A 26,840-nucleotide genomic window follows, 5' to 3' on the forward strand; every position below is an offset into this window, starting at 1 on the left:
GCACAGGAGGCAATACTCCCGGAGGGTGGCTGGCAAGCGTGGGGTTACTAACAATGAACGCAAATGCTGTAGTTGCATCTGATATGTGAACTATATCACATTTGTTCTTTTATTAGCCACATCGAAGCGCAAAATTTTTAAGCAATTATATCCTTTGTATTTTTGTGGGATTACGTCTGGATTAAACGGAGCGTTATTCCAGTCGGTAATTAAGATTGTTAAAAACTCATCCTTTTGTCGTATTTATTTCCTGGCCAGTGGCTGAAATAGTGAACAGAGCTATGTTAAATAACATTTGGTTAATATTTACATAACTCTGGTCCTGCATTATGCTGGAACATTACATTGCCTTTACGTGTAATAAATAATTCAACTCGATGATTTAAAAAGCTTTAGTAAATGATGTCATTATTAATTTACGCATCGGTCTACATTTGCTTTAGCCGCTTAAATTCGTTATTTGCGCTTCGCTGAATTGAATTATTCATTGCAGGTAAGTGTTTATTATTTTTATTTTCAACAACATGTGAAAATGATAAAAAATGAATACTGCACAAAAACACAATCTTTTAGGGGACGGCGCTCAAGTATTACGGATCCTGACTCAGGTTATTCCCCAACTGTTACCGCATCGTTCTCTGTCGGATATCGTTGGAGATATCCAACATGCTCTGGGCAGCTCCGTCACCTGGATTGCCGTTGAGCGTGACGGTGAACTTCAGGTTAACCACTCTGGCGAGGGCAGCGATTGTTATGCCCAGGCATGCCAGGTTCTGATGCACCCGCGAATCATCGACCATCCTTACGCCTGGCGTATTCTTTCCTGGCCGCACAGCGTAGGGGATCTGTTTTATCCAGATGAGGAAGCGCATCTCAGAGAGTTGCAAACCGGTATTTTATGCAAATTATCACTGCGGGATTACGGTTCAACCGCCTGGCTTTTTTTGGCCTATCAGCACACCCTGCCGTCTATTACTATTCTCAAACATGGCGTGACTATTCTGGCAGACAAGCTGCGGGATTATTTGCTCGAGCAATCCGCCCGGCAATTCGCTTTTCATGAATTACAGCATATTTCCGAGCAATATAAGATACTTTTTGAGCGCGCCCCGGTATTAATGAATTCATTCGATCGCAATGGCCGATGCACTCTCTGGAACGGTGAATGTGAAAGAGTGTTTGGCTGGACGATCGATGAAATTAACCAGGCAGAAGATCCGCTCGCGCTATTTTATCCTGATCCGGCTATTCGCAGTGAAGTGCGGGAATCGATAAATACCAGCCCGCTGACGGCCATGAAGGAATGGCACCCCCTGAGGCGAGACGGTTCAATATTAACCACGCTGTGGGCTAATATTTTATTGCCAGATAATAGCGTGCTTAATATTGGTCTCGATATAACCGCACGAAAGCAGGCAGAGCGAATACTCACCTTAAAAGCGACCATCGATGATTTAACACAGTGTCTGAATCGTTCAGAAATTTTAAACAAGCTGGAAAGGGAACTGGATACCACGCCGGAGACGCGGTTTGCTGTTTTAATGATCGACTTAGATTATTTTAAGCGCATTAATGACTCATGGGGACATGCCGCAGGTGATAAAGCGCTATTGCATTTTTGTGACTGTATTCGAGCCTGCCGGTTTCCTGAGTTTTATGTTGGTCGTTTAGGCGGCGAAGAATTTTTGGTAATACTCAAGAATGCTGATTGTGACAATGCAGTGGACTTTACCGTGCAGTTGCGTGAACGGTTGATTTCATCACCATTACTGATTAATGAAGAGCCTGTCGCGTTATCCTTCAGCGCCGGGGCGATTGCCGTAACAAGTGGGGAGTTGCCCCTCTCGCACGTACTTACTGAGGCAGACAAAGCGCTTTATCAGGCCAAACACACCGGAAGAAGCCGTACCGTTTGCGCCCAACCGGGGAAAATGTGTTAACGCGTTTGCCTGTACCCGGTATCCTTAGAAAATTTAGGTCATTTAATTATAGAAACCTTAATTTGATATAATTAAGGTTACCGGGAAACAGCAAAAATAACGCACTTAAGATAAATTGGCGCTTTTTTTTCGGTAAAATCTGTGAATAACCTTAACGGATATAGAAATTATATTCTGTGATAATAAAATCCTGTTGCTAATGTTCCGTTATTCATGCAACGTAACGCCTGTTTGCAGAGTGTCTATTCATAACCAAGCAGGCACAAACAGCAGGGATATGAGATCACGATGAATTTCAGGGCACGAAAAGACGCGTTACGACTGGCAGGCATTACACTCGTGGTGCTGCTTCCTGTCGTGCTTGCCCTGTGGTTAGCCCATCTTCGCGCAATAAGCGATACCCGTGAACATCTTCACGCGTTTGCTCAATTAGCGCTCGACAAAACCGAAATTGTAATCAAAGACGTTGATTCCGCTCGCGAAGAAGCTGTCTCATGGCCAGGTTTAATATGCAGCCCGGATCACCGGGCGAATATGTTAAATATTGTGCGCGGCCATCTTTATGTTGCCGATTTAATTTTTGCCAATGAAGATGAATTTCAATGCTCAACGGCAATGAACATGAAACAACACTGGATCATGGATGCCGCTAATTATACGCGCAGCACAAATATAGCCATTTATTATTATCGTGATACGCCATTTTATTCCGGTCATAAAATGGTTTATATGCGTAAAGGGAATTATGTAGCGGTAGTCAATCCGCTTTCCTATAGTGAAGTGATGTCCACGGACAGCCATTTACAGTTTGGCCTGTTTGATACCGTGACAAATAAATTTTTTTCGCTGAGCCAGCAAGCCGAAACGAAATTATTCGAACAACTGATCCGCAATAGCGACATTAATTTCCAGGTGGACGATCGCTATTACGCAATTGCTAAATCCAGCGTGCGCCCGATTGCGATTCTTGTCTCGACCAGTTCACAGCGTATATTTCAGGAGTGGTATCACCAGATTACCCTGACATTACCGCTGGGGCTAATCTGTAGCGTTATTATCCTACTGATGTGGTCGCGAACCCGCCAGCAGTTTAATTCGCCTGCCCGGAGGCTACAACGCGCGCTGCAAAAGCGTCAGCTTTGCCTCCATTATCAGCCGATTGTGGATATCAAAAACGGTACTTGCGTCGGTGCCGAAGCGTTATTACGTTGGCCGGGCTTTAACGGCCCGGTGATGAGCCCGGTTGAGTTTATTCCGCTGGCGGAAAAAGAGGGGCTTATCGCCCGGGTCACCGATTACGTTATTGAAGAGTTGTATCAGGATCTCGGGGCGTTTCTGGCCGCGCATCCTGAGCTTTATATTTCCATTAACCTCTCCGCGTCAGATTTCCATTCTGCGCGGCTTATTGCCCTGATTGAACAAAAAAACCGGCAATTCGGTGTTAAAGCGCAGCAAATAAAAATAGAAGTTACCGAGCGTGGCGTCATCGACGTGACGAAAACTGCACCGGTCGTACAGGCGTTCCGCCGTTCTGGATTTGAAATCGCCATCGACGATTTTGGTACCGGCTATTCTAATCTTCATAACCTGTACTCACTGAACGTCGATATGTTGAAAATCGATAAAACCTTTATCGATACGCTGACCACCAACAGCACCAGTCATTTAATCGTTGAGCATATTATTGAAATGGCGCAAAGCCTGCGCCTGAAGATTATTGCTGAAGGGGTGGAGACCCCTGAGCAAATTAGCTGGCTGTTAAAGCGTAACGTGCAGTTCTGTCAGGGGTGGTATTTCGCTAAGGCGATGTCTTCTCATGAACTCATTAGCTGGGTGTATGAGCCTGAGGTTAAAGCATTATTACGCGAGGCTAACCCGGCGACTCTGGTCTGAAGGCGATAGTCGGTGGGCGTAATGTCGTATTCCCGCCGGAACACGCGTGAAAATGTCTGCTGTGAAACGTAGCCATGATCCATGGCGATATCAAATATGGGCCGCCGCGTATTACGCAGCGCTTCTGCCGCCATCGATAACCGACGTTGGCGAATATACTCCCCGAGCGACTGCCGCATCACGGTGCGAAACATCCGCTGTAGGTACCACTTTGAATAGCCTGATTTTTTCGCCACCACGTCAATATTCAGCGGTTGGTCAATATGATCATCGATCCATTCAATCAGCGTGCTGATAATTTCCGGATGTGACATAAGCGCCCCTCATCGTTAGTTATCGATAGTCGTTCTCATTGGCGGCGAGTATAATTCCTCAAGTTAACTTGAGGTAAAGCGTTATGGAGAAGAAAAAACCGCGCATTAAACCCTTTCTGACGCCCGGCGAAGTAGCAAAACGCACTGGCGTCGCGGTTTCTGCGCTGCATTTTTATGAGAGCAAGGGGCTCATAAAAAGCACCCGCAATGCAGGCAATCAGCGACGCTATAAGCGCGATGTGCTGCGTTATGTGGCAATCATAAAAATCGCCCAGCGTATCGGTATTCCGCTCGCCACCATCAATCAGGCCTTAAGCGTATTGCCTGAAGGGCATTCAATCAGCCCGAAAGAGTGGCAACAGCTTTCGTCGCGCTGGCGGGAAGAACTTGATCGACGGATCCAGACATTGACGTCATTGCGGGACGAACTGGATGGCTGTATCGGCTGCGGTTGTCTGTCGCGTAGCGATTGCCCGTTGCGTAACCCGGAGGATCGGCTGGGCAAGGAAGGGACAGGCGCGCGGTTACTGGAAGACAGCGAGCACTAAAAAAACTAAAGCGCCAACTGCGGCGCTTTAGTTTGGTTCCGGTCTTTGTCTTTATCAGTATCCCGCTTTCTCACGGGAGGGTTTCCCCCGACTTCGGCGCCCCTCAATCGTAGTCTCTCAGGAGGTTCCGGCTTGCACCGATAATTTCAGTATATCCCTGGTCCCTGTTTCTTCCAGCCGTTCTGGCGATTTTTTGCACTAACTTTTGCGACAACTTGCCGCAATTTTCTATAGTTAATTTAACCAACTTGCGATGAGAAATTGCCATGCTGACCGTGCATCACCTGAATAACTCCCGATCGCAGCGCATCCTGTGCGCGCTGGAGGAACTTAATTTGCCCTACCAGATTGTTCGCTATCAACGCGAACCCACGATGATGGCACCGCCTGCGCTTAAGAAAGTGCATCCGCTGGGTAAATCGCCGGTGCTGGAAGATGAAGGGTTTGTGCTGGCGGAATCCGGCGCGATCCTGGAATACCTCCAGGAAACCTACGATACGCAAGGGCAACTCAAGCCTGCCGATGCGCAGGGGAAAATCGATTACCGCTTCTGGCTGCATTATGTAGAAGGCTCGTTGATGCCGTTGCTGATGATGAAACTGGTATTCAGCAGCCTCGGCAAACCGCCAGTGCCGTTTGGTTTTCGCACTGTAGGGAAATTGTTAGGGCAGGGGGTGCAGAAGGGATATCTGAATAAGCAACTCGCCACCCACGCGCAATTTATTGAGCAATTCCTTGAAGGCCGCCAATGGTTTGCCGGGGATCGCTTTAGCATGGCGGATATCCAGATGAGTTTTCCCGCCATTGCGTTGTTGACCAGAGGCGGGATTGATAACTTGCCTAATCTTGAACGCTGGAAGCAGCGTTTCGAACAACGTCCAGCCTGGCAGCGCGCCATCACTAAAGGTGGACCGTTTTCCCTTCCCGGCGGCTAATTCCGCCTTCACGGCCATAACAAAATCCCGTGATGTTGAGCGGATTTTGTTATGGCTTTGCGCATCGACGATAACGTTTGCGCATTTGTCGGTGAAGAAATCATCACCTGGATGAATTTTTGGCGAAAAGCGGCAAAGTTAAGTTGAAAAACCCCGTCACAAGGCTGGATAATCGTTTGCCTTAACTTTACGCACCGTTTTCTATGCGCGGAGTTAAACGTTTGCTTATTGTGACCCCACCCATTTGTCACTCATTGAGCACAGGGATCTGACGTTTAACTGGCAGCGGGTTGTCCACCACGCATTAAGAACGAACTACACATATTCTCAGGGGAAGTTTCTATGTCTACGCCATCTGCGCGTACCGGCTCGCTTGATGCCTGGTTTAAGGTTTCTGCTCGTGGCAGTACCGTTCGCCAGGAAATCGTTGCAGGCCTCACCACTTTTTTGGCCATGGTCTATTCCGTCATCGTGGTTCCGGGCATGCTGGGCAAAGCGGGCTTTCCGCCGGCCGCCGTTTTCGTTGCTACCTGTCTGGTTGCCGGTCTCGGCTCCTTACTGATGGGCCTGTGGGCAAACCTGCCGCTGGCGATCGGTTGCGCCATCTCGTTAACCGCTTTTACCGCGTTCAGCCTGGTGCTGGGCCAGCAAATCAGCGTACCGGTCGCCTTAGGCGCGGTATTCCTGATGGGCGTGTTGTTTACCATTATTTCCGCCACCGGCATTCGTAGCTGGATTTTACGCAACCTGCCGCAGGGTATTGCGCACGGCACCGGCATCGGTATCGGCCTGTTCCTGCTGCTGATTGCCGCGAACGGTGTGGGCCTGGTGATTAAAAACCCACTGGACGGCTTGCCGGTCGCGCTGGGCCACTTCGCCAGCTTCCCGGTCATTATGTCGTTGATTGGTTTAGCGGTAATTATCGGCCTTGAGAAATTGAAAGTGCCGGGTGGCATTTTGCTGACTATTATCGGCGTTTCCATCGTCGGCTTGATTTTCGACCCGAGCGTGAAGTTCTCTGGTCTGTTCGCCATGCCGTCGCTGAGCGATGAAAACGGCAACTCGCTGATCGGTAGCCTGGACATCATGGGCGCGCTAAACCCGGTAGTGATCCCAAGCGTACTGGCGCTGGTGATGACCGCAGTATTCGATGCCACCGGGACGATCCGCGCGGTGGCCGGGCAGGCAAACCTGCTGGATAAAGACGGGCAGATTATCGACGGCGGCAAAGCGCTGACCACCGATTCCCTGAGCAGCGTGTTCTCCGGCCTGGTGGGCGCAGCGCCTGCGGCGGTGTATATCGAATCCGCAGCGGGTACGGCGGCAGGCGGTAAAACCGGCCTGACGGCGATCACCGTCGGTGTGCTGTTCCTGCTGATCCTGTTCCTGTCTCCGCTCTCTTACCTGGTGCCTGCCTATGCGACAGCGCCTGCGCTGATGTATGTCGGCCTGCTGATGCTGAGCAACGTGGCGAAAATCGATTTCGCCGATTTCGTCGACGCGATGTCTGGCCTGATCACTGCGGTGTTTATCGTGCTGACCTGTAACATCGTGACCGGCATCATGATTGGCTTTGCATCGCTGGTGATTGGTCGTCTGGTGTCCGGCGAATGGCGCAAGCTTAACGTTGGCACCGTGATTATCGCTATCGCGCTGGTGGCGTTCTACGCGGGCGGCTGGGCGATTTAACCCTCACGCATGCCGACAAACGGGCCGAATTCGGCCCGTTTTTTGTTTTTAAGGCACATCCTGTTTCCTTTTTATTGGTGTCGATGTTCTATTATCTGAGGAGTCTCTTTTTTCGACAGGCATCATCGCATTCAAGGACAGCATGGAAATCTTCTTTACCATTCTTATCATGACCCTTGTGGTCTCGCTCTCCGGGGTCGTTACCCGGGTACTTCCCTTCCAGGTTCCCCTCCCGTTAATGCAAATCGCCATCGGCGCATTGCTCGCCTGGCCGACGTTTGGTTTGCATGTGGACTTTAATCCAGAACTGTTTCTGGTGCTGTTTATCCCGCCGCTGCTGTTCGCCGACGGCTGGAAAACGCCGACCCGCGAGTTCCTCGATCACGGCAGGGAGATTATTGGCCTGGCGCTGGCGCTGGTGCTGGTCACCGTTGTCGGTATCGGTTTCCTGATTTACTGGATGGTGCCGGGCATCCCGCTTATTCCCGCTTTTGCGTTGGCGGCCGTGCTTTCCCCTACCGATGCGGTGGCGCTGTCCGGCATCGTCGGCGAAGGGCGGATACCGAAAAAAATCATGGGCATTTTGCAGGGCGAAGCGTTGATGAACGACGCATCTGGCCTGGTGGCTCTGAAGTTTGCCGTCGCGGTAGCGATGGGCACCATGGTATTCACCGTAGGTGGCGCGACGGTAGAGTTTATGAAAGTGGCGGTAGGCGGCTTGCTGGCCGGTATCGCCGTCGCCTGGCTGTATGGCCGCTCGCTGCGCTGGCTGAGCCGCTGGGGCGGCGATGAGCCTGCCACGCAGATCGTGCTGCTATTCCTGCTGCCGTTTGCCTCTTACCTGATTGCCGAACACATTGGCGTTTCAGGCATTCTGGCCGCCGTGGCCGCCGGGATGACCATCACCCGTTCCGGAGTGATGCGCCGCGCGCCGCTGGCGATGCGCCTGCGCGCCAACAGCGTCTGGTCGATGCTGGAATTTGTGTTTAACGGCATGGTGTTCCTGATGCTGGGTCTGCAAATGCCTGGCATTCTGGAGACCTCGCTGACTGCCGCCGAGGCCGATCCGAACGTTGAAGTGTGGATGCTGTTCCTCGATATCTTTATCATTTATGGTGCGTTGATCGTGGTGCGCTTCGCCTGGCTGTGGGTGATGAAGCACTTCAGCCGCCGCTTCCTGAAGAAGAAGCCGATGGAGTTTGGCGCATGGAAAACCCGCGATCTACTGATTGCCGCTTTCGCGGGCGTGCGCGGTGCCATCACGCTGGCGGGTGTGCTGTCTATCCCGTTATTGCTTGCTGACGGCACACCGTTCCCGGCGCGTTATGAGCTGATTTTCCTGGCGGCGGGGGTGATCCTGATTTCTCTGTTCGTCGGCGTGATCATGCTGCCCATTCTGCTCCAGCATGTGGAAGTGACCGACCAGGCGAAAGCGCGGGAAGAGGAGCGTCTGGCGCGTTCGGTGACGGCGGAAGTCGCGATCGTCACTATCCAGAAAAAAGAGGAGCGCATGGCGGCAGACGTGAATGAAAACATCGATACCCAACTGCTGAAAGAGGTAAGCGCGCGGGTGATTGGTAATTTACGCCGCCGGGCCGATGGGCGGAGCGATGCAGAAAACAGCGCGCTGGAGGAGAATCTGGAACGCCGATTCCGTCTTGCTGCGCTGCGTTCAGAACGCGCGGAACTGTATCATCTGCGCGCCACGCGGCAGATCAGCAACGATACGCTGCAAAAACTGCTGCACGATCTCGATCTGCTGGAAGCCCTGCTTATCGAGAAGCATTAAACCCTACTGGCCAGTTGCGGCTGGCCAGTACTCTTTGCAGCATTTCAGCCAGGCCTGAGCGCTGTGGGAAAGATAAACCCCGTCACGCCAAATCATCCCTAACTCCCAACGCAATGGGCTGCGCAGCGGCAGCCAGGTTAAAATCGTGCTATCCAGCTTGCGGCAAATGGGCTCCGGTAAAATTGCAATCCCGACGCCCGCCTGCACCATTGCCGCCAAAAAATCCCACTGGCCGCTGCGTACTGCAATATGCGGATTCATGCCGAGCGTGGCGAACAATTGCATGAGCTGGCGGCTTAACGAAAAGTCTTCGTTGTAGATCAACAAGGGATGGCCGGACAGTTCTTTCGGCTCGACAAAATCCCGTTTTACCCACGTGCCGGAGCGGGGAGCGAGCACACACAGCGGATGGCTGAACAACGGAAGCGTGGCGAAGTGGTGTTCCTCTTCAACCGGCAGTGCGGTCATGGCTAAATCCAGTTCGCCGTTCATCACCGCCTGTTGCACGGTCAGGCTGCCGAATTCGGAAATCTTCAGTTCCACGCCGGGAAAGCGTTGGCGGTATAAGCCGATCGGCCCGGCCATTAGCATCCCAACCATAGGCGGGATACCGAGGCGCAGCGTGCCTTTATCAAGGTGATGGATGTCGCTGAGCTCGGCCTCAAGCTGGCGAAATTCCGCGAGAATGGCGATCCCGCGTTCATAGACGACTTTGCCGGTATCGGTCAGCAGCAGCTTGCGTCCGTCGCGGATCAGCAACGTACAGCTCAGCTCATCTTCCAGATTGCGCAGCATTTTGCTGATGGTCGGCTGGGTAACATACAGATTCTGCGCCGCGCGGGTAAAGCTTTGCTGTCTCACCACTTCGACAAAATAACGCAGCGTTTTGATATCCATAGGAGATCCGGCCTTTGGGTAATTTTCTTAAGTTTACTCTATTTATAACAGGGTTAATGGGAGGGGTATCAAGCGCTGGCGCAAGAAAAAGAGAGGAAAAAGCCCCGCCTGTGACTGCGGGGCTTGCAGGGGGTTAATGCGCTTTATGCGCCATAATTTCAATAATTTGCTTGTCGGTTTGCTGCATGGAATGGCAGGCCAGCGCGCAGAGATTTGAGATGGATTGCTCAACGTCCTGCGCCACAATACCTTCGTTGCCCGTTACCGCCGTATTATCCAGCGCCATCAGCACGGCTTTCCAGGCGGCTGATGCGCTTGTGGATACCTTCATGGCACAACTGTTAGATGCACCATCGCAAATCATTCCGCTCACATCGCCAATCATACTGCTGATAGCCATAGCGATGGTGTCATAACTCCCCTCCGCCAGCCATGCCATGCCTGCCGCTGCGCCCATGGCCGCCGTCGTGGCGGCGCATAACGCCGATAAGCGAGGCAACTGGTGGTGAATATAGATGGCGCTGAGATGCGAGAGCATCAGCGCACGCGCTAAATGCTCATTATCCGCACCAAAATATTCAGCCACCACCATGACGGGTACAGTGGCGGTAATGCCCTGATTGCCTGAGCCCGAATTACTCATCGCCGGTAGCGTCGCGCCGCCCATTCTGGCATCCGATGCCGCGCTGGTACGAATCAGGATCGCGGTTGAAAGATCGTTTGCCAACAGGCCGCGCGCGCATTGTTTTTCCAGCGTCGCGCCAATGTGTAATCCCCAGGCGCTGCGCAACCCTTCCTGGGATAACGCGCCGTTCAACGTTGCCGCATCAAGAATAAAACGTATCGACTCAAAAGGCGCAGCGTTAACGAACGCCAGTATTTCTTTCAGCGATGTGTTTGATAACACCGCCAGCGGAGACGCGCATTCTTCATCCTGCGCGGTGTTGTCCTGCGAAAAGACAATTCCCTGATGGGTTTCGATGCGCACAATGTGGGTATGCCCGCCGACTATCGTCACGCAGGCCCACGTGTCGCCGCTGAATACTTTGGCGCGGGCAAAGAGAATGTCGTCGCACGGCTCCTGCAACCGCACCGCTACGTTACCGGCGTTCAACATCGCTTTCGCCGCGTTAATCGCCTGTACCGATGCGCCTTTAAGCACTTCAAGGCCCGCATTGCCGTCACCGCCAAGCGCGCCGAGCGCCGCCGCGACAGGCAGCCCAACCATACCGGTGCCGGGAACGGTCACGCCCATACCGTTTTTCATCAGGTTAGGGGAAACCCAGGCCTCAATGCGCTCAACCGTTCCGTCGAGATGGGCTGCCGCGACCGCTGCCGCTAAGGCCAGGGAGATCGGTTCCGTACAACCCAGCGCAGGTTTGACTTCTTCCTGCACGACCTGGATAAAGCTTTGCCATAACGGTTTCAATAAAATTTCAGACATAACAACGACCTTAAAATGACACGTAATCAGGAGAAAGCCAGGAACGGAGAAACGCAAAGCAGCAGGCCGGTGACGATAATTAAATACAACGACACCCCTTTATATTTATGCAGCGCTGGCACCTTGTAGACCAGCCAGGCGGGAATTAGGCAGCCCACCATGCCGAAGATGGGGCTACAGATAGAGGTGAAGCTCAGCACCGGTGCATTCAGTACGATTGCGCTCCACGCCAGTAAAATGGCGAACAGCATGATGCCGCGTTGAACTACTTCTTCGTTGATGCGCTCCGCAGGCATTTTGCGACGCAGAATATTCATCACAATTCCCTGGGTTGCTTCACGAAAGCCCAGATAGACGCCAAAGAATGCCGTCATTACCGCAAAGATATTCAGGATCACGCTGACCCCTTTGACCCAGCCCGAACCCGCGCCGTTAATGAACTGGGCGGCAATCGCCAGGGCGGAGATATTTTGCTCATACGCTTTCACTGCTTCGTCATGGCCCATCGCCAGCGTGAACGACACGGCATAGAAAAAGACGGTGATAAACAGAATGCCAAACGCAATATTCATCGCGCGTAACGCTTTATGACGCGCAACCTCAATGGACTTTTCGCGTGAACGATAGGAAATTACCATCGGGCTGAGTGTTTGAATAAACAGAATAGAGGTTAGCGTAAAGGGGAGAGTAATAATCGCATTTTTAATCAGCAGCGCGACGGGAGGTAACGCGCCAATATTATATAAATGCCACATACCGACCATGGAAATACCCAGCGCAGCCACCACCAGGAGTTTGGTTAGCACCATACCGGTAGAGATCTTAAACAACAGTTTCTCGCCGCGCGATGAAATAGCCACCAGAATACAAATCAGCACCAGCCCATAGAAGGGACTGTCTGACAGCAACCCGTCGGTAACGCCGAAGGTGTGCAGATAAGACGCGCTGTCGTTAGTAATTGCCGTGGAATAAACGAACATCCAGATGACTAACATCACAAAATACAGTGCACCTAATAATATTCCCCAGTTCTTGCCCAGATATCCGCTGATAACGCTGGGGTAATCTTTACATTCCGGGGATTCGGCCAGGGTGTTAATAAACAGGCGCTGAAATAAATACATCGCCGGATAGCCAATAACGGAAGAGAGTAAAAAGACCCACAGGCCCATTAGTCCCACCTGAACCGGAAGAAAAACAATTCCGGCGCCAATAGCCATGCCAATACTCATAATGACCCAGCCGGTATCCGTGCTGTCGAATTTAATGGCTTCTTTCCATTCGCTTTCGGTCATTCCTGCCCGAGTCGCTGGGCTCGTAACTCCGCGTATTACGCTATTATTCGTTGCCGTTTCCATAAAGAACTCGCTCACCAGGTAAGTAGGGTTTTTTTATTGTTCGTGCCGCATCAAGGCGATATGCGATACGTAATTTGCAGGCGAGTCATTAGAATGAAGAAATAATACGCGCGGCGTCAGAGAAAAACTTTGCAAACTGATTCGGATATTAGCCTAAGCCAAACAATAACTTTCTCCGGTGGGCAGGGGTTTTAGAATGGTTTTCTTAATTTGATGCGAATCACAAATAAATTATGTTCCTTTTTGCAGCCCATAACGAAGAAAGGAGCCTTTCGGCTCCCTTCCTTCTGTTACTTATATGAGGTACGCAATATCAATGCGCGCGCCCCTGCTCGATACCAATACCGGTTTGCGAGCGGATAAACTGGGCGCGGAATTTCTCGCGTTCCAGATTGCCCTCTGCGCTGTTATCGGTAATTGAGAACACCCAAATCCCGACAAACGCCACCAGAATCGAGAACAGCGCCGGGTATTCGTATGGGAATACCGGTGCGGCATGGCCAAGAACCTGAACCCAAATGGTCGGGCCGAGGATCATCAGGATCACCGCCGTCAGCAGACCCAGCCAGCCGCCAATCATTGCGCCGCGCGTGGTCAGTTTCGACCAGTACATCGACAGCAGAATGATCGGGAAGTTACAGCTCGCCGCGATAGAGAACGCCAGGCCTACCATGAAGGCGATGTTCTGTTTCTCGAACAGGATACCCAACAGGATAGCGATAACACCCAGCACCAGCACCGTGATTTTGGACACCCGCAGTTCATCACGTTCGGTTGCGCCTTTACGGAACACGTTAGCGTACAGATCGTGTGATACCGCTGATGCGCCCGCCAGCGTCAGGCCTGCAACTACTGCCAGAATCGTGGCGAAGGCCACCGCCGAGATAAAGCCGAGGAACAGGTTACCGCCCACGGCGTTCGCCAGATGGACCGCCGCCATGTTGTTACCGCCGATCAGCGCGCCGGTCGCGTCTTTAAATACCGGATTAGCGCCCACTAACATGATTGCGCCAAAGCCGATGATAAAGGTCAGAATATAGAAGTAACCCATAAAGCCGGTGGCGTAGAACACGCTCTTGCGCGCTTCGCGTGCGTCGCTGACGGTGAAGAAGCGCATCAGGATATGCGGCAGACCCGCCGTACCGAACATCAGCCCCAGCCCCAGCGATAGCGCCGAGATCGGATCTTTTACCAGCCCGCCAGGGCTCATAATTGCTGCGCCTTTCGGGTGAACCGCCATGGCTTCGTTGAACAAGTTATTAAAGCTAAAGCCAACGTGTTTCATCACCATAAAGGCCATAAAGCTGGCACCGAACAGCAGCAGCACCGCTTTGATGATCTGCACCCACGTAGTGGCGAGCATGCCGCCGAACAATACGTACATCACCATCAACACGCCGACCAGCACCACCGCAACGTGGTAGTTCAGGCCGAACAGCAGTTCAATCAGCTTACCTGCGCCGACCATTTGAGCGATCAGATATAGCGCTACCACCACCAGCGAACCGCACGCTGACAGAATACGGATTGGGCCCTGCTTCAGACGATACGAGGCCACGTCAGCAAAGGTATATTTGCCGAGGTTACGCAGACGTTCCGCGATCAGGAACAGGATAATCGGCCAGCCCACCAAAAAGCCCAGCGAGTAAATCAGCCCGTCGTAGCCAGAGGTAAACACCAGCGCCGAAATCCCCAGGAACGATGCCGCCGACATATAGTCGCCCGCAATCGCCAGGCCGTTCTGGAAGCCAGTGATATTGCCGCCCGCCGTGTAGTAATCGCTACGGGTGCGGGTGCGTTTCGAGGCCCAGTAAGTTATCCCTAACGTAAAGGCCACGAACACGATAAACATAATGATCGCCTGCCAGTTGGTCGGCTGGCGTTGAACGTCGCCGGTTAGCGCATCGGCGGCCAGTGTGCTGGTGGATAACCCCAGCAGCGCCATCCCCATCAATGAATGAAAACGTTTCATAATGCCTTCACCTCGTGCATCACGGCTTTATTGAGACGGTCAAATTCACTGTTTGCCCGCCAGACATACACACCTGTCAAAAAGAACGAGATCAGGATGACGCCTACGCCGATAGGGATCCCGCGCGTGACGCTGGTGCCTGCATGCAACGGCGTACCCAGCCAGCCGGGCGCAAAAGCGATGAGCAAAATAAAGCTCACGTAAATCACCAGCACGATAAGGGACAGAATGGTGGCAAACCGTTGCCGTTTTTCAACTAACTCCCTGAAATGCGCATTATCTTCTATCCGTTGATAAATTGGTTCATTCATCACAGAGTCTCCAGAGGTGTTCCCCCGCGTTTTTCGCGCCGCAGCGTGCTGGCCGCAACATGAAATCCTTGGGAGGGGTAGGGTACAGGTTGTTATGGTTTCCCTCTCCCCGGTCGGAGAGAGGGTTAAGGTGAGACGTTATGAAGGCATAGTGATGGCCTGCTTTTCTTCGAGCAGTTTTTCCACCACACCTGGATCGGCGAGCGTTGAAGTATCGCCGAAGTTACTGGTATCCCCCGCCGCAATCTTACGCAGAATGCGACGCATGATTTTGCCGGAGCGGGTTTTCGGCAGCGAATCGGTCCAGTGCAGAATATCCGGCGTTGCCAGCGGGCCGATCTCTTTACGCACCCAGTTGCGCACTTCGGTATACAGCTGCGCCGTGGGTTCTTCGCCGTGATTGAGGGTTACATACGCATAAATCGCCTGGCCTTTAATGTTGTGCGGAATGCCCACCACAGCAGCTTCGGCAATTTTCGGATGCGACACCAGTGCCGATTCGATTTCCGCAGTGCCCAGACGGTGGCCGGAAACGTTCAGCACGTCATCCACACGCCCGGTGATCCAGTAGTAGCCGTCCTCATCACGACGCGCGCCGTCGCCGCTGAAGTACATATTTTTGAAGGTCGAGAAATAGGTCTGCTCGAAGCGCTCATGATCGCCAAACAGCGTGCGCGCCTGCCCCGGCCAGGAGTCGGTGATGACCAGATTGCCTTCGGTTGCGCCTGTCAGCGGCTGGCCTTCGTTATCCACCAGCGCCGGTTGCACGCCGAAGAACGGACGGGTTGCCGAGCCGGCTTTCAGTTCCGTTGCGCCTGGCAGCGGGGTGATCATAAAGCCGCCGGTTTCAGTCTGCCACCAGGTGTCCACCACCGGGCATTTCTCGTTGCCGATTTTCTTCCAGTACCATTCCCAGGCTTCCGGGTTAATCGGTTCGCCGACGGAGCCCAGAATGCGCAATGAAGAACGATCGGTGCCTTCAATCGCTTTATCGCCTTCCGCCATCAGGGCGCGGATCGCCGTCGGCGCAGTGTAGAGAATGTTCACTTTATGCTTGTCGACCACCTGCGCCATGCGGTTCGGCGCGGGCCAGTTCGGCACACCTTCAAACATCAGCGTAGTAGCGCCGACAGCCAGCGGGCCATACAGCAGGTAGCTGTGGCCGGTCACCCAGCCCACATCTGCCGTACACCAGTAGATGTCGCCGGGTTTGTAGTCGAATACGTATTTAAAGGTGGTTGCGGCATAAACCAGGTAACCGCCAGTGGTGTGCAGCACGCCTTTAGGCTTGCCGGTAGAGCCGGAGGTATAAAGGATAAACAACGGGTCTTCCGCGTTCACTTCTACTGGCTGGTGGTGGGCGCTGGCTTTCTCAACCAGTTCGTGCCACCACAGATCGCGGCCTTCATTCCATTCAATATTTGCGCCAGTGCGCTTAAGCACAACCACGTGCTCGATGGTTTTTACGCCAGGGTTTTTCAGCGCGTCGTCGACGTTTTTCTTCAGAGGGATCGTGCGGCCCGCGCGGATACCTTCATCGGCGGTGATCACCAGACGTGAACTGGAATCGATAATACGCCCGGCCACCGCTTCCGGGGAAAATCCGCCGAAAATCACCGAGTGCACCGCGCCAATGCGTGCGCAGGCCAGCATTGCGACCGCCGCTTCCGGCACCATCGGCATATAGATAGCCACCACGTCGCCTTTTTTAATACCCAGGTCGACGAGGGTGTTCGCGAAGCGACACACGTTGCGATGCAGTTCGCGATAACTCATATTTTTGCTCTGGGTCGCGTCATCGCCTTCCCAGATAATCGCGGTGCGATCGCCGTTTTCCGCCAGATGACGGTCCAGGCAGTTCGCCGCTAAATTCAGGGTGCCGTCTTCATACCATTTAATCGAAACGTTGCCGGGTGCAAAGGAGGTGTTTTTAACTTTCTGATAAGGCTTGATCCAGTCAAGGATTTTACCCTGTTCACCCCAGAACGCGTCAGGATCGTGAATAGATTGCTGATATTTAGCCTCGTACTGCTCCGGGTTAATCAGGCAATGTTCCGCAATGTTTGCGGGAATAGCGTGTTTGTGTATTTGGCTCATGGCTTTTTTTCTCCTTGAAGGATGTTAATAATATGTCACGCAAACGTTAATTGTAGGGGCTTTAGCAGCTTTGTTTATTATTTGCGCGGCAGATCACGAATAAAAAAAATGGCGGAAAATTGCTCAAACGATTCCGCGGGAGAAAAAAATTAGGGAAATATATTTTTGGAAAATATGTTCAGGAATATTCATCTATAACAAAACGTTATGATGGCAGACTAATATAAAAATGTGGTTTGAATCAAAAAATCAGTGAATGTGCCTGTTCCTCAAGGGTTGCGCAGCATGGCGTACAAATGGTACTCATTATGCGCGTTAAAAAACCCCATAACAGACCCAACGTTTGTCATACCCCTTTCAGTTTGTGCCCTTCTCATAGTGACACACATGGGAATGGCCCCTTTGATTCAGGAAGTTAAGTGTTATGAAAAACAAAAAGATAAGCCTGGCCTGGCAAATTTTGCTTGCGCTGGTGCTAGGCATTCTTCTGGGCAGCTATCTGCACTACCACGCCGATAGCCGCGAATGGTTGGTCAGTAATCTGCTTTCTCCCGCAGGTGATATCTTCATTCACCTGATCAAAATGATTGTGGTACCGATTGTGATCTCCACCCTGGTGGTCGGTATTGCCGGCGTCGGCGATGCGAAACAGCTGGGTCGTATTGGTGCGAAAACCATTATCTATTTTGAAGTGATCACCACCGTAGCGATTATCCTGGGCATCACGCTGGCGAATGTGTTCCAGCCGGGTCATGGGATCGATATGTCCCAGCTCGCCGCAGTCGATATTTCGAAATACCAACAAACGACAGAACAAGTGCAGAGCCATTCTCATGGCCTGATGAGCACTATTCTTTCGCTGGTGCCGACTAACATCGTGGCGTCAATGGCGAAGGGCGATATGCTGCCGATTATTTTCTTCTCGGTGCTGTTCGGTCTGGGCCTTTCTTCATTGCCGTCTAACCATCGCGAACCGCTGGTGACCGTGTTCCGCTCCATCTCCGAAACCATGTTTAAAGTGACGCACATGGTGATGCGCTATGCGCCGGTGGGGGTGTTCGCGCTGATTTCCGTGACGGTCGCCAACTTCGGTTTCGCCTCGCTGTGGCCGCTCGCCAAGCTGGTGATCCTGGTATATATGGCGATTCTGTTCTTCGCGCTGGTGGTGCTGGGCACGGTGGCGCGGATGTGCGGGCTGCGTATCATGATCCTGATCCGCATCCTGAAAGACGAACTGATTCTGGCGTACTCTACTGCCAGTTCTGAAAGCGTTCTGCCACGTATTATTGAAAAGATGGAAGCCTATGGCGCGCCAGCGTCAATCACCAGTTTTGTGGTGCCAACCGGCTACTCCTTTAACCTCGATGGCTCGACGCTGTACCAGAGTATTGCGGCGATCTTTATCGCCCAGTTGTACGGCATTGAACTCTCTCTCGGCCAGGAAATCATTCTGGTGCTGACCCTGATGGTGACGTCGAAAGGCATCGCGGGCGTACCGGGCGTGTCGTTTGTGGTACTGCTGGCGACGCTGGGCAGCGTGGGTATTCCGCTGGAAGGGCTGGCGTTTATCGCGGGCGTAGACCGTATCCTCGACATGGCGCGCACCGCGTTGAACGTGGTGGGCAACGCGCTGGCGGTACTGGTTATCGCCAAATGGGAGCACCGCTTCGACCGCAAAAAGGCCCAGGCCTATGAGCGGGAAATGCTGGGTAAGTTTGACGAAACGGCCAATTCTTAACGGATTACGCTGAATAAAAAGGGCTGGCGAAGTAGACGCCGGCCCTTTTTGCATTTACAGGCCTGGCATTCGTATGGAAATAAACCGGGCGAGTGGTGTATAGTATTCAAAGAGTTATTTATAATTAATTGATAATATTATGAAAAAAGTAATCACCTCGATTCCGGCCCTCGACAAGATTATGCGCGTGTTCGACTACCTGCTGGAGTGCGACGGCGCGACGTTTACGCAAATCCATCAGCATTCCGGGATTGCCAAAAGCAGCACGTCTTCCTTACTCAACGGCATGGTGGCCCACGGGTTGCTGCGCCAGGAAAAAGATAAGTACTACCTGGGCCTGCGCTTGTATGAGCTGGGCAACAAGGCATCTGAACAGTACGACATCAAAAAGATCGCCCTGCCGATCCTCGAGGAAATCCGCGACTCTACCGGGTTAACCTGCCATCTCGGCGTGCTGGAAGGCGCATCGCCAATTTATCTGCTGAAGCTGGAAAGCCCGCAGGCCATTGTGATCCGCAGTTGGGAAGGCAAGCGCTTGTCGCTGCATAGCTCCGGGCTGGGAAAGGTGCTTATCGCCTGGCTGAACAGCGAAGAGCTGGAAGAGTTACTGCCGGAAGATCAGGTTTTGCATCGCTTTACCGATACCACCATTACCGATATCAACATCCTTAAACAGGAGCTGGCGGGCATTCGCCGTCGCGGGTGGGGATACGATAATGAAGAAGATTGCCAGGGCGTGCGCTGTATTGCGGTACCAGTATTTAATTCCCAGGGGAAAGTCATTGCCGCCCTGAGCGCATCGGGCGTGGCATTCCAGATCCCTGACGACAAGCGTGAAGGCCTGGCAACGTTAATGATGGATGCCAGCCGCCGTCTTACCCATCTGCTGCACTAATCGAAAGCGAAGCGGGCATTAGCCCGCTTTCTTCTTTATACCTGTTACAGCCCCGCGCGTTTCAGCACCTTGTGAAGATTTGCGATATGCTCTTCGTTGGCAGGCAGGACCGGCGGCATCACGTGGGGTGAGATCTTTACGCCGCTCAGTTGAATCGCTTTCTTGATGATGCCGAAGAACGGCGTATCCAGGCTGTAAATCGTTGACAGCGCCGACAGCTGGCGTTGCAGTGCAAACATCGTTTCATACTCTTTTTCGCACCAGGCGCGGTAAATGCCGCAGGTGATCTGCGGCGCGAAGTTGGCGGTGGCCGGAATGCCGCCGTTGCCGCCCATGATCAGCGTATCCATCATGTATTCGTCATAACCAGAGAATATGACAAAGTCGGAACGAATCGGCCTGACGTGATTAACAATTTCCCGGATGTGGCTAATATTATCGACGGTATCTTTAATCCCAATAATATTGGGTATATCGCGCGCCAGTCGGGTGATTAAATCAACGCTAATATCCTGACCGGTTAATGCCGGGAAATTATAAATTAATACCGGGGTGCGAATATTCTCTGCCACGGTTTTAAAGTGGTTATAAATATAGTCGTCGGTTAATTTGGCATAATACGGGTTCAGTACCAGCACCGCGTCCACTTCCAATTTATCGGCGTGGTGACCCAGTTCTATCACTTCCTGGGTACAGGTACTGCTAATTCCCAGTAAAACGGGAATACGACGATTAATATGACGCACGCAGAATTCGGCTGTTTCCCTTCGCTGCTTTTGGGTCATATGGCAGAACTCGCCGCCGCTACCCAGCAGTAGTACGCCATCGACGTTACTGGCGATCAGATGATCCAGTAAGGTCGCCATTCCCGCTTTATCCAGTTCTCCGTGAGCATCAACAATTGTCGGGACAGGCGGGAATACCCCGCGAAATTTGCTCGTGTTTGACATGAAAAATTCCTTTAAACAAGGGTGGGCCTGCGAACAAACCCACCGAAAATATTATTTAATCCAGGCACCAGCCATTAAGGAGGTGGCATGAGAGGTGAATTGCTTAAACACACCGCGACGGCTGGAATAATCCGGTTTGGTCCAGCGGCTGCGGCGCGCTTCCAGGCAATCCTGAATGTCTTGCCCGGACTGGCGAACGCCATGAATACCGACAATGTTAAGCTTGCGGCCTTTAACATCCATTTCGATCAGATCGCCCTCTTCCACCAGTGCGATCGGTCCGCCGTCCGCTGCTTCCGGTGAAACATGGCCCACGCATGGGCCGCTGGTCGCGCCGGAGAAGCGGCCATCGGTAATCAGGGCCACTTTACCGTCCAGCCGCTGGTCATACACGATGGCGTCGGTGGTCATTAACATCTCCGGTGCGCCAGAACCTTTTGGCCCTTCGTAGCGGATGAAAATCACATCGCCGGGTTCAATACGGTTGTGAATGATGGCCTGCTGGGCATCTTCCTCAGAGTTAAATACCCGTGCCGGGCCGACGTGGTGATGCATATCCGGGGAACAGGCGGCGTATTTGATCACCGCGCCTTCCGGGGCGATATTGCCTTTCAGTACCGCAATCGAGCCTTTTTTGGTGGCCTGCTCGGGTTTGCGCAGCACATCGTCCGGGCTGACTTTGTAGTTATTCAGATAGCCATGATTGCGGGTGAAGAAGCCAGACTGGTGCATCATCTCCAAATTATCGCCCAGCGTGCGGCCGGTGACCGTCAGCACATCCAGATCCAGATAATCACGCAGATACCACTGCACCAGCGGAATACCGCCCGCGAACCACAGCATCTCGGTAACGTACTGGCCGCTCGGCTGAATGTTGGTCAGATACGGGATTTCATTATTAATGCGATCGAACAGTTCCGGTTTTAATTCCCAGCCCAGCTCGTGCGCCACCGCAGGCAGGTGGATCATGGCGTTGGTGCTACCGCCAATCGCCGCATGAACTTTAATCGCATTTTCAAACGCGGCAGGCGTCAGGATTTTGTGGGTAGTGATATTTTTTGACGCCAGATGCAGCGCCTGATGACCGGCAGCACGCGCACCGCGACGGATTTCCGCCATCGTCGACGGCTGCAATGCGCTGCCCGGCAGCGCCAGGCCGAGCGCTTCCGACATACACTGCATGGTACTGGCGGTGCCCATAAACTGGCAGGCGCCCGCCGTCGGGCAACCGCACTGCTGCATGGCTTCCACCTGCTGAACGCCGATTTCGCCTTTCTTCAGCTTCGCGGTGATGCCGCCGAGGTCAGAGGTGCTCATATTCGGGGCCGGGCGCATGGACCCGCCGGGGATATGTATCAGCGGCAGATCCAGACGCGCGGCGGCAATCAAATGTGCGGGAATCGATTTATCGCAGCTTGAGATCAGCACGCCAGCGTCATACGGCACTACCGACGCATGGATTTCCACCATGTTGGCGATGGCTTCGCGGGACGCCAGAATATAGTTCATCCCGTCATGGCCCTGGCCCCAGCCGTCGCAAATATCAGTGACGTGATGGCGCACCGCGCGGCCGCCCGCTTCGTGAACACCCAGCACCGCCTCGTCACCGAGCTGGTTGAGGTGGAAACTGCCGGGGTGGCTCTCCCCGTAGCAATCATCCACCAATACCTGCAATTTATTGACGTCGTCTTTGGTGTAGTTCATCCCCAGACGCAGAGCATCCAGTTGCGACCACAGGTCGCGGGCAGTTTGGCATTTCTGACTCATTTGGCGATTCCTTCCTGTTTAAGTGACGCGGTTGCGAGGGGCTTGCTACCTGAGTTAGGCGTACCGGCAGGACGCGCGGTCACCGAGGGCAAACTGAACAACAACGCAACAGCGATAAGCAATGCGGCAACCAGCACGGTCATACCGGCGGTTTGAGAGAAAGTGACGGTCAACAGCCCAACCAGATACGGCCCGATAAAGCCGCCGATATTGCCGAGGGCGTTGATGGTGCCGCGCACGCCGCCCAGCACGTTGGGTGCGAACAGCAGCGGCGGCAGCGTCCAGAACGGGCCCGCGTAGGCTTGCAGGAAGAAGCCGCACACCACCATCATGCCGTAGGCCAGCCAGACGTTGTCTTTGAGGATCAGGGAGAGCGCTAAACAAAAAGCGAAGCCAATCAGCGGGATTGCGGTATACAGGCGGCGGTTCATGGTCTTATCGCACCATTTGGCGATATAGAACTGACCGACGATACACAGAATATACGGTGCGGCAGTAAGCAGGCCGACGGTGGTCATGCCGCTGCCGGTTAACTCTTTAATCAGTTTCGGCATCCACAGGGCGAAGCCGTAGAAACCCACCTGGACGAAGAAATAGATACCGATAAGCTTCCACAGGTTTACGCTGCGCAGCACGCTGCGGATACTGCTTTTCTCTCCGGCGATGCTCAGCGTGCGATCTTCTTCCAGTTTCTGTTCGATCCAGGCGCGCTCTTTCGGATCCAGCCATTTCGCCTGATGCGGATGGTCAGCCACCAGCGGCAGCCAGACAAACAGCAGGCCCAGCGACAGCAAGCCTTCAATAATGAACATTTCGCGCCAACCGTAGACCTCGATCAACCAGCCGGAAAGCGGGCCGGTGATAATTGAGGCCACCGCCAGGTTCATCTGGAAATAGGCAATGGCGCGGGCGCGTTCTTCATTCGGGAACCAGTGGCCGATCAAGGCCAGAATCGCAGGGTAGACTGCGCCTTCAGCGACGCCGAGGATAAAGCGGATAATCAGCAACTGGGTGGGGGTTTGTACAAAACCCGTCAACAGGGCAAATCCGCCCCATGCAACAATTGTCCAGGCGATAAGCTTTTTGGCGCTCAGGCGTTCGGCGATTTGTCCGCCGGGGATCTGCAAAAAGATATAACCAATAAAGAAGATCCCGGCGACCAGACCGGCAAACGACGCAGTCATGCCGAGATCTTCCTCCATACCGCCCGCAATACCGATGGCGATATTGGTCCGGTCCATATATGCCACGATATAAACGAGGATGGTGGCTGGGATGATATGCAGCCAGCGTCCCCTCGTGGTCGGTTTACTCAGTTCAGTACTCATTTTTTCTTCCCTATAATAAGAGGCATGATTGTTCTGTATATAGAACTACTGTTCTGTATGTTGTTATCATCGCGCCGGGAATCAGCAACGTCAATTCCATACAAAAACGAAGGCTTTGTTTTGTGATTAGCTTCATAAACTGGGTGAAAGCCAGGTTGAAAGGCAACAGGCAGACGTGAAAATGCGGCGATTTATGGGCTTAAGGTAAATTTGTGCGTTATCTCACAGGATTGGACTTATTAAAATTTAGCCATTGAGAGTAGCGATGCTGTGGGTATAGATTCCTTATAAGGAATAATTGTTCTGTATAAAGAACTAAATCTTAAATGAGGAATCATCATGATTACAACAGCACTATTTCCGTCACGCTATGTTCAGGGAAAGGGCGCGTTAACAACGTATCTGCCACAGGAGTTGGCTTCCCTGGGACGCAAAGCGCTGATCCTGCAAGATCCGTTCGTTCACCAGCGCTATTGCGATGCGGTTGAAACCGCGCTGCATGGCGTTATTGAGTACCAGATTGAGGTGTTTAACAGTGAATGCAGCGACGAAGAGATCGCGAGAATTTCTGATAAGGCGATGGCGATCGGCGCGGACGTGATTGTCGGAATGGGCGGCGGTAAAACGCTTGATACCGCCAAAGCTACCGGTGCCAGTCTGCGTTTGCCTATCGCAATAGTACCGACGCTTGCGTCTACGGATGCACCCTGTAGCTCGCTGGTGGTGATCTACACCGCCGAAGGGCAATTCAAACGTTATTTAATGATCCCGCGTAACCCTAATTTGGTGCTGGTGGATAGCGGCATTATCGCCTCTGCGCCGGTTCGTTTCCTGGTCTCTGGCATGGGCGATGCGCTGGCGACGTGGTTTGAAGCGGAGGATTGCCGCATCAAAGGAGCAGGTAACATGACCTCGCGCCCTGGCCCGATGACCGCCTTCGAGCTGGCGCGTTTTTGCTACGGCACGCTAATGCGCTATGGCCGCCTGGCGAAGTTAGCTTGTGAGCAGCATCAGGTGACTCCGGCGCTGGAACATGTCATTGAAGCTAACACACTGTTATCAGGATTGGGTTTTGAAAGCGGCGGGCTGGCAGCGGCGCATGCTATTCACAATGGCCTGACGGTCCTGCCGCAGACTCATGCTTACTGGCACGGCGAAAAAGTCGCGTTCGGCACGCTGGCCATGTTAATGCTGACAGATCGCTCCCCTGAACTTATCGATGAGGTTTATACATTCTGCGAGGATGTAGGCCTGCCAGTTACCCTGGCCGAGATTGGTTTAAGCGACGTCAGCGATGCCGATCTGATGGCCGTTGCACAGGCAGCCTGTCAGGCTGGCGAAACCATGCATAACGAACCCTATGAAGTAACGCCGGAAACGGTAATGGCATCGCTACGCGCCGCTGATGCGCTGGGCAGGGCCCGTAAAGCACAGCGGCGTTAATTTTTCTCTCAAATGCCGTCGTTCATCGGGCGTGCTGTTTATTCATCACGCCCCTTATTACCCATCGCTGTGATATTGATTAGATTTTCAACATCCCCTCAAGGCTTTTTCAGGCATCGATCCGTACAATCGCCCACACTCAACCTTAGCTATTCATCCCTGCGGAGAATGATGATGAAACCTGCCATTATGGTGGTGGATGACGATCCCGCCATTTGCGATGTCTTACGGGATGCCTTTAGCGAGCATGTGTTTGAGGTCCATGCCTGCTATACCGGGAATAACGCGCTGGCGACGCTGGGATCCCATCCAGAAATTGCGCTGGTGCTGCTGGATATGATGCTGCCGGATATCAACGGTCTGATGGTGCTTCAGCAAATCCAGCGCCAGCATCCGTCGTTGCCGGTGATTATGTTAACCGGCCTGGGCAGTGAGTCTGATGTGGTGGTCGGCCTGGAAATGGGGGCTGATGATTACATCGCAAAACCCTTTAATCCACGCGTTGTCATCGCCCGTGTAAAAGCGGTACTACGGCGCAGCGGCGTACTGAATGCCGAGGTTCCCGCAGTGCCGGGCAAAGGACTTATGTTCAACGGCTGGACGCTCGATCCTGTACGCTGTGTGCTGGTTGATGCTAATCAACAGCCCGTGGAACTCACCCAGGGTGAATATGGTTTGTTACTGGCGTTGGTACAAAATGCCCGGAGGGTATTAAGCCGTGAACAACTGCTGGAGTTGACCCACAGCGAAACCACCGAGGTATTTGACCGCACGATTGATGTGCTGGTCATGCGTCTGCGTAGAAAAATAGAGAACAATCCCCATCAGCCCGCGTTAATCCGTACTATTCGCGGCGTTGGCTATGTATTTTCTGCGGATGTGATTGCGGCAGAAAGGGCAGCATAGAGATCGGGTGCGTTAAGGACTCAGTCCCAGACAAGAAGGGCGGAGCGAACTCCGCCCGAGTAGCATTACCGGTCAGAGCAGGCTAATTTAGCCGCCACCTCCTGATTTCCATTCCTTATTCTTAACTCGCAAAGCAGTCCGCGATTAAATAAGGAAAAAACCAGCACTGTTATGCAAACAACTAATAAGCATGCCAGCAGATAGCGTAGTGGCTTCATGCCATTTACTCCTTGCCTCACGGCGAGTAAGCGGCTATTCTCAACTTGTCTAGGGTTGAGAGATAGCCTCGGGTTAATAGAAATATTGCCCGGGGCTTTTCTCTTTCTGTCTCTCGTTCAGTGATGTACTTAAGACAGAAAGCCTTAAGCACCCGCCGGCTATATTAAATGCCCGCTAATAAAATACCACTAAATATACAATGTAATTTCTGGAAACGCGTTGCATTGATTTTGCAGACACATCGCAAAAGGCACTTTATTTATTCATTCCGGTTTTTATTAAGTGTTCCATTAATTTCTCTGGCGAATATATAAAGGTACGGGCAGGAAGAAAGGGTATCAGATCGGGTGCATTAAGGACTCAGTCCCAGACAAGAAGGGCGGAGCGAACTCCGCCCGAGTAGCATT

Annotated in this window: 20 protein-coding genes and 1 pseudogene; 10 read left to right on the top strand and 11 right to left on the bottom strand. The window is 52.7% G+C overall.

The window, feature by feature from the left end; translation table 11 throughout:
• Positions 1 to 542 precede the first annotated feature (542 nt).
• Both RT120_RS09655 and RT120_RS09660 read left to right on the top strand, forming a co-directional pair.
• Positions 543 to 1,940 (top strand): sensor domain-containing diguanylate cyclase, encoded by a 1,398-nt coding sequence (locus tag RT120_RS09655; protein ID WP_312982135.1) that lies wholly within the window; start codon positions 543 to 545, stop codon positions 1,938 to 1,940.
• Positions 1,941 to 2,228: 288 nt separating this feature from the next.
• On the top strand, positions 2,229 to 3,833 hold the full coding sequence (locus RT120_RS09660; protein WP_312982136.1) for an EAL domain-containing protein: 1,605 nt from the start codon (positions 2,229 to 2,231) through the stop codon (positions 3,831 to 3,833).
• Here RT120_RS09660 and soxS read toward each other — a convergent pair.
• Positions 3,830 to 4,147: pseudogene (gene soxS, locus RT120_RS09665) on the bottom strand (superoxide response transcriptional regulator SoxS); the annotation flags it as partial. The gene RT120_RS09660 and the pseudogene soxS overlap by 4 nt on opposite strands.
• Positions 4,148 to 4,230: 83 nt before the next feature.
• Between soxS and soxR the strand changes: the two are divergent.
• The 4 genes from soxR to RT120_RS09685 all read left to right on the top strand — a co-directional run bounded on the left by soxR (position 4,231) and on the right by RT120_RS09685 (position 9,108).
• Positions 4,231 to 4,695 (top strand): redox-sensitive transcriptional activator SoxR, encoded by a 465-nt coding sequence (soxR, locus tag RT120_RS09670; RefSeq protein ID WP_312982138.1) that lies wholly within the window; start codon positions 4,231 to 4,233, stop codon positions 4,693 to 4,695.
• 266 nt (positions 4,696 to 4,961) lie between these two features.
• A complete protein-coding gene (locus tag RT120_RS09675) occupies positions 4,962 to 5,630 on the top strand; it encodes a glutathione S-transferase (protein WP_312982140.1) in 669 nt (222 codons plus the stop codon).
• Positions 5,631 to 5,972: 342 nt separating this feature from the next.
• Positions 5,973 to 7,319, top strand: coding sequence for an NCS2 family permease (locus RT120_RS09680; protein WP_312982141.1), 1,347 nt, complete (start codon positions 5,973 to 5,975; stop codon positions 7,317 to 7,319).
• Between the two features lie 142 nt (positions 7,320 to 7,461).
• Positions 7,462 to 9,108 carry a Na+/H+ antiporter gene (locus RT120_RS09685; RefSeq protein ID WP_312982143.1) on the top strand — a complete coding sequence of 549 codons (1,647 nt, stop codon included), beginning with the start codon at positions 7,462 to 7,464 and terminating at the stop codon, positions 9,106 to 9,108.
• 3 nt (positions 9,109 to 9,111) lie between these two features.
• Here RT120_RS09685 and RT120_RS09690 read toward each other — a convergent pair whose 3' ends face one another.
• The 6 genes from RT120_RS09690 to acs form a co-directional block, all read right to left on the bottom strand.
• On the bottom strand, positions 9,112 to 10,005 hold the full coding sequence (locus RT120_RS09690; RefSeq protein WP_312982144.1) for a LysR family transcriptional regulator: 894 nt from the start codon (positions 10,003 to 10,005) through the stop codon (positions 9,112 to 9,114).
• Positions 10,006 to 10,138: 133 nt separating this feature from the next.
• Positions 10,139 to 11,449 carry a serine dehydratase subunit alpha family protein gene (locus RT120_RS09695; protein WP_312982146.1) on the bottom strand — a complete coding sequence of 437 codons (1,311 nt, stop codon included), beginning with the start codon at positions 11,447 to 11,449 and terminating at the stop codon, positions 10,139 to 10,141.
• 26 nt (positions 11,450 to 11,475) lie between these two features.
• Positions 11,476 to 12,807, bottom strand: coding sequence for a hypothetical protein (locus tag RT120_RS09700; RefSeq protein ID WP_312982148.1), 1,332 nt, complete (start codon positions 12,805 to 12,807; stop codon positions 11,476 to 11,478).
• Positions 12,808 to 13,120: 313 nt separating this feature from the next.
• Complete coding sequence (gene actP / locus RT120_RS09705) at positions 13,121 to 14,758, bottom strand: cation/acetate symporter ActP (protein WP_312982312.1); 1,638 nt, start codon at positions 14,756 to 14,758, stop codon at positions 13,121 to 13,123.
• 17 nt (positions 14,759 to 14,775) lie between these two features.
• Positions 14,776 to 15,090, bottom strand: a complete 315-nt coding sequence (locus RT120_RS09710) for a DUF485 domain-containing protein (protein WP_312982150.1) — start codon at positions 15,088 to 15,090, stop codon at positions 14,776 to 14,778.
• 138 nt (positions 15,091 to 15,228) lie between these two features.
• Complete coding sequence (acs, locus tag RT120_RS09715; RefSeq protein ID WP_312982152.1) at positions 15,229 to 17,187, bottom strand: acetate--CoA ligase; 1,959 nt, start codon at positions 17,185 to 17,187, stop codon at positions 15,229 to 15,231.
• 424 nt (positions 17,188 to 17,611) lie between these two features.
• On the opposite strand from acs, the gene gltP reads away from it, so the two are divergent.
• Together gltP and RT120_RS09725 are read left to right on the top strand one after the other, a co-directional pair.
• Positions 17,612 to 18,925, top strand: coding sequence for a glutamate/aspartate:proton symporter GltP (gene gltP, locus RT120_RS09720; protein ID WP_312982154.1), 1,314 nt, complete (start codon positions 17,612 to 17,614; stop codon positions 18,923 to 18,925).
• A 139-nt stretch (positions 18,926 to 19,064) separates the two neighbouring features.
• Positions 19,065 to 19,820 (top strand): IclR family transcriptional regulator, encoded by a 756-nt coding sequence (locus RT120_RS09725; RefSeq protein ID WP_312982155.1) that lies wholly within the window; start codon positions 19,065 to 19,067, stop codon positions 19,818 to 19,820.
• Between the two features lie 44 nt (positions 19,821 to 19,864).
• Here RT120_RS09725 and RT120_RS09730 read toward each other — a convergent pair whose 3' ends face one another.
• The 3 genes from RT120_RS09730 to RT120_RS09740 are packed head-to-tail and all read right to left on the bottom strand — an operon-like array spanning position 19,865 to position 23,865.
• Positions 19,865 to 20,770, bottom strand: coding sequence for a dihydrodipicolinate synthase family protein (locus tag RT120_RS09730; protein ID WP_312982158.1), 906 nt, complete (start codon positions 20,768 to 20,770; stop codon positions 19,865 to 19,867).
• 51 nt (positions 20,771 to 20,821) lie between these two features.
• Positions 20,822 to 22,537 (bottom strand): dihydroxy-acid dehydratase, encoded by a 1,716-nt coding sequence (gene ilvD, locus RT120_RS09735; RefSeq protein ID WP_312982159.1) that lies wholly within the window; start codon positions 22,535 to 22,537, stop codon positions 20,822 to 20,824.
• Positions 22,534 to 23,865 carry an MFS transporter gene (locus tag RT120_RS09740; protein ID WP_312982160.1) on the bottom strand — a complete coding sequence of 444 codons (1,332 nt, stop codon included), beginning with the start codon at positions 23,863 to 23,865 and terminating at the stop codon, positions 22,534 to 22,536. Before RT120_RS09740 ends, ilvD begins: the two co-directional genes overlap by 4 nt.
• A 339-nt stretch (positions 23,866 to 24,204) precedes the next feature.
• Here RT120_RS09740 and RT120_RS09745 point away from each other — a divergent pair, with 339 nt between their 5' ends.
• Positions 24,205 to 25,308: a glycerol dehydrogenase gene (locus RT120_RS09745; protein WP_312982162.1), complete on the top strand. Its 1,104-nt coding sequence runs from the start codon at positions 24,205 to 24,207 to the stop codon at positions 25,306 to 25,308.
• A gap of 174 nt (positions 25,309 to 25,482) precedes the next feature.
• A complete protein-coding gene (locus RT120_RS09750) occupies positions 25,483 to 26,214 on the top strand; it encodes a response regulator transcription factor (protein WP_312982163.1) in 732 nt (243 codons plus the stop codon).
• Positions 26,215 to 26,279: 65 nt separating this feature from the next.
• On the opposite strand, the gene RT120_RS09755 is transcribed toward RT120_RS09750, so the two are convergent.
• Positions 26,280 to 26,432: a Hok/Gef family protein gene (locus RT120_RS09755; RefSeq protein ID WP_312982165.1), complete on the bottom strand. Its 153-nt coding sequence runs from the start codon at positions 26,430 to 26,432 to the stop codon at positions 26,280 to 26,282.
• Positions 26,433 to 26,840 lie beyond the last annotated feature (408 nt).

The sequence above is a fragment of the Atlantibacter sp. genome (genome assembly GCF_032062175.1).
Taxonomy (GTDB): Bacteria; Pseudomonadota; Gammaproteobacteria; order Enterobacterales; family Enterobacteriaceae; genus Atlantibacter.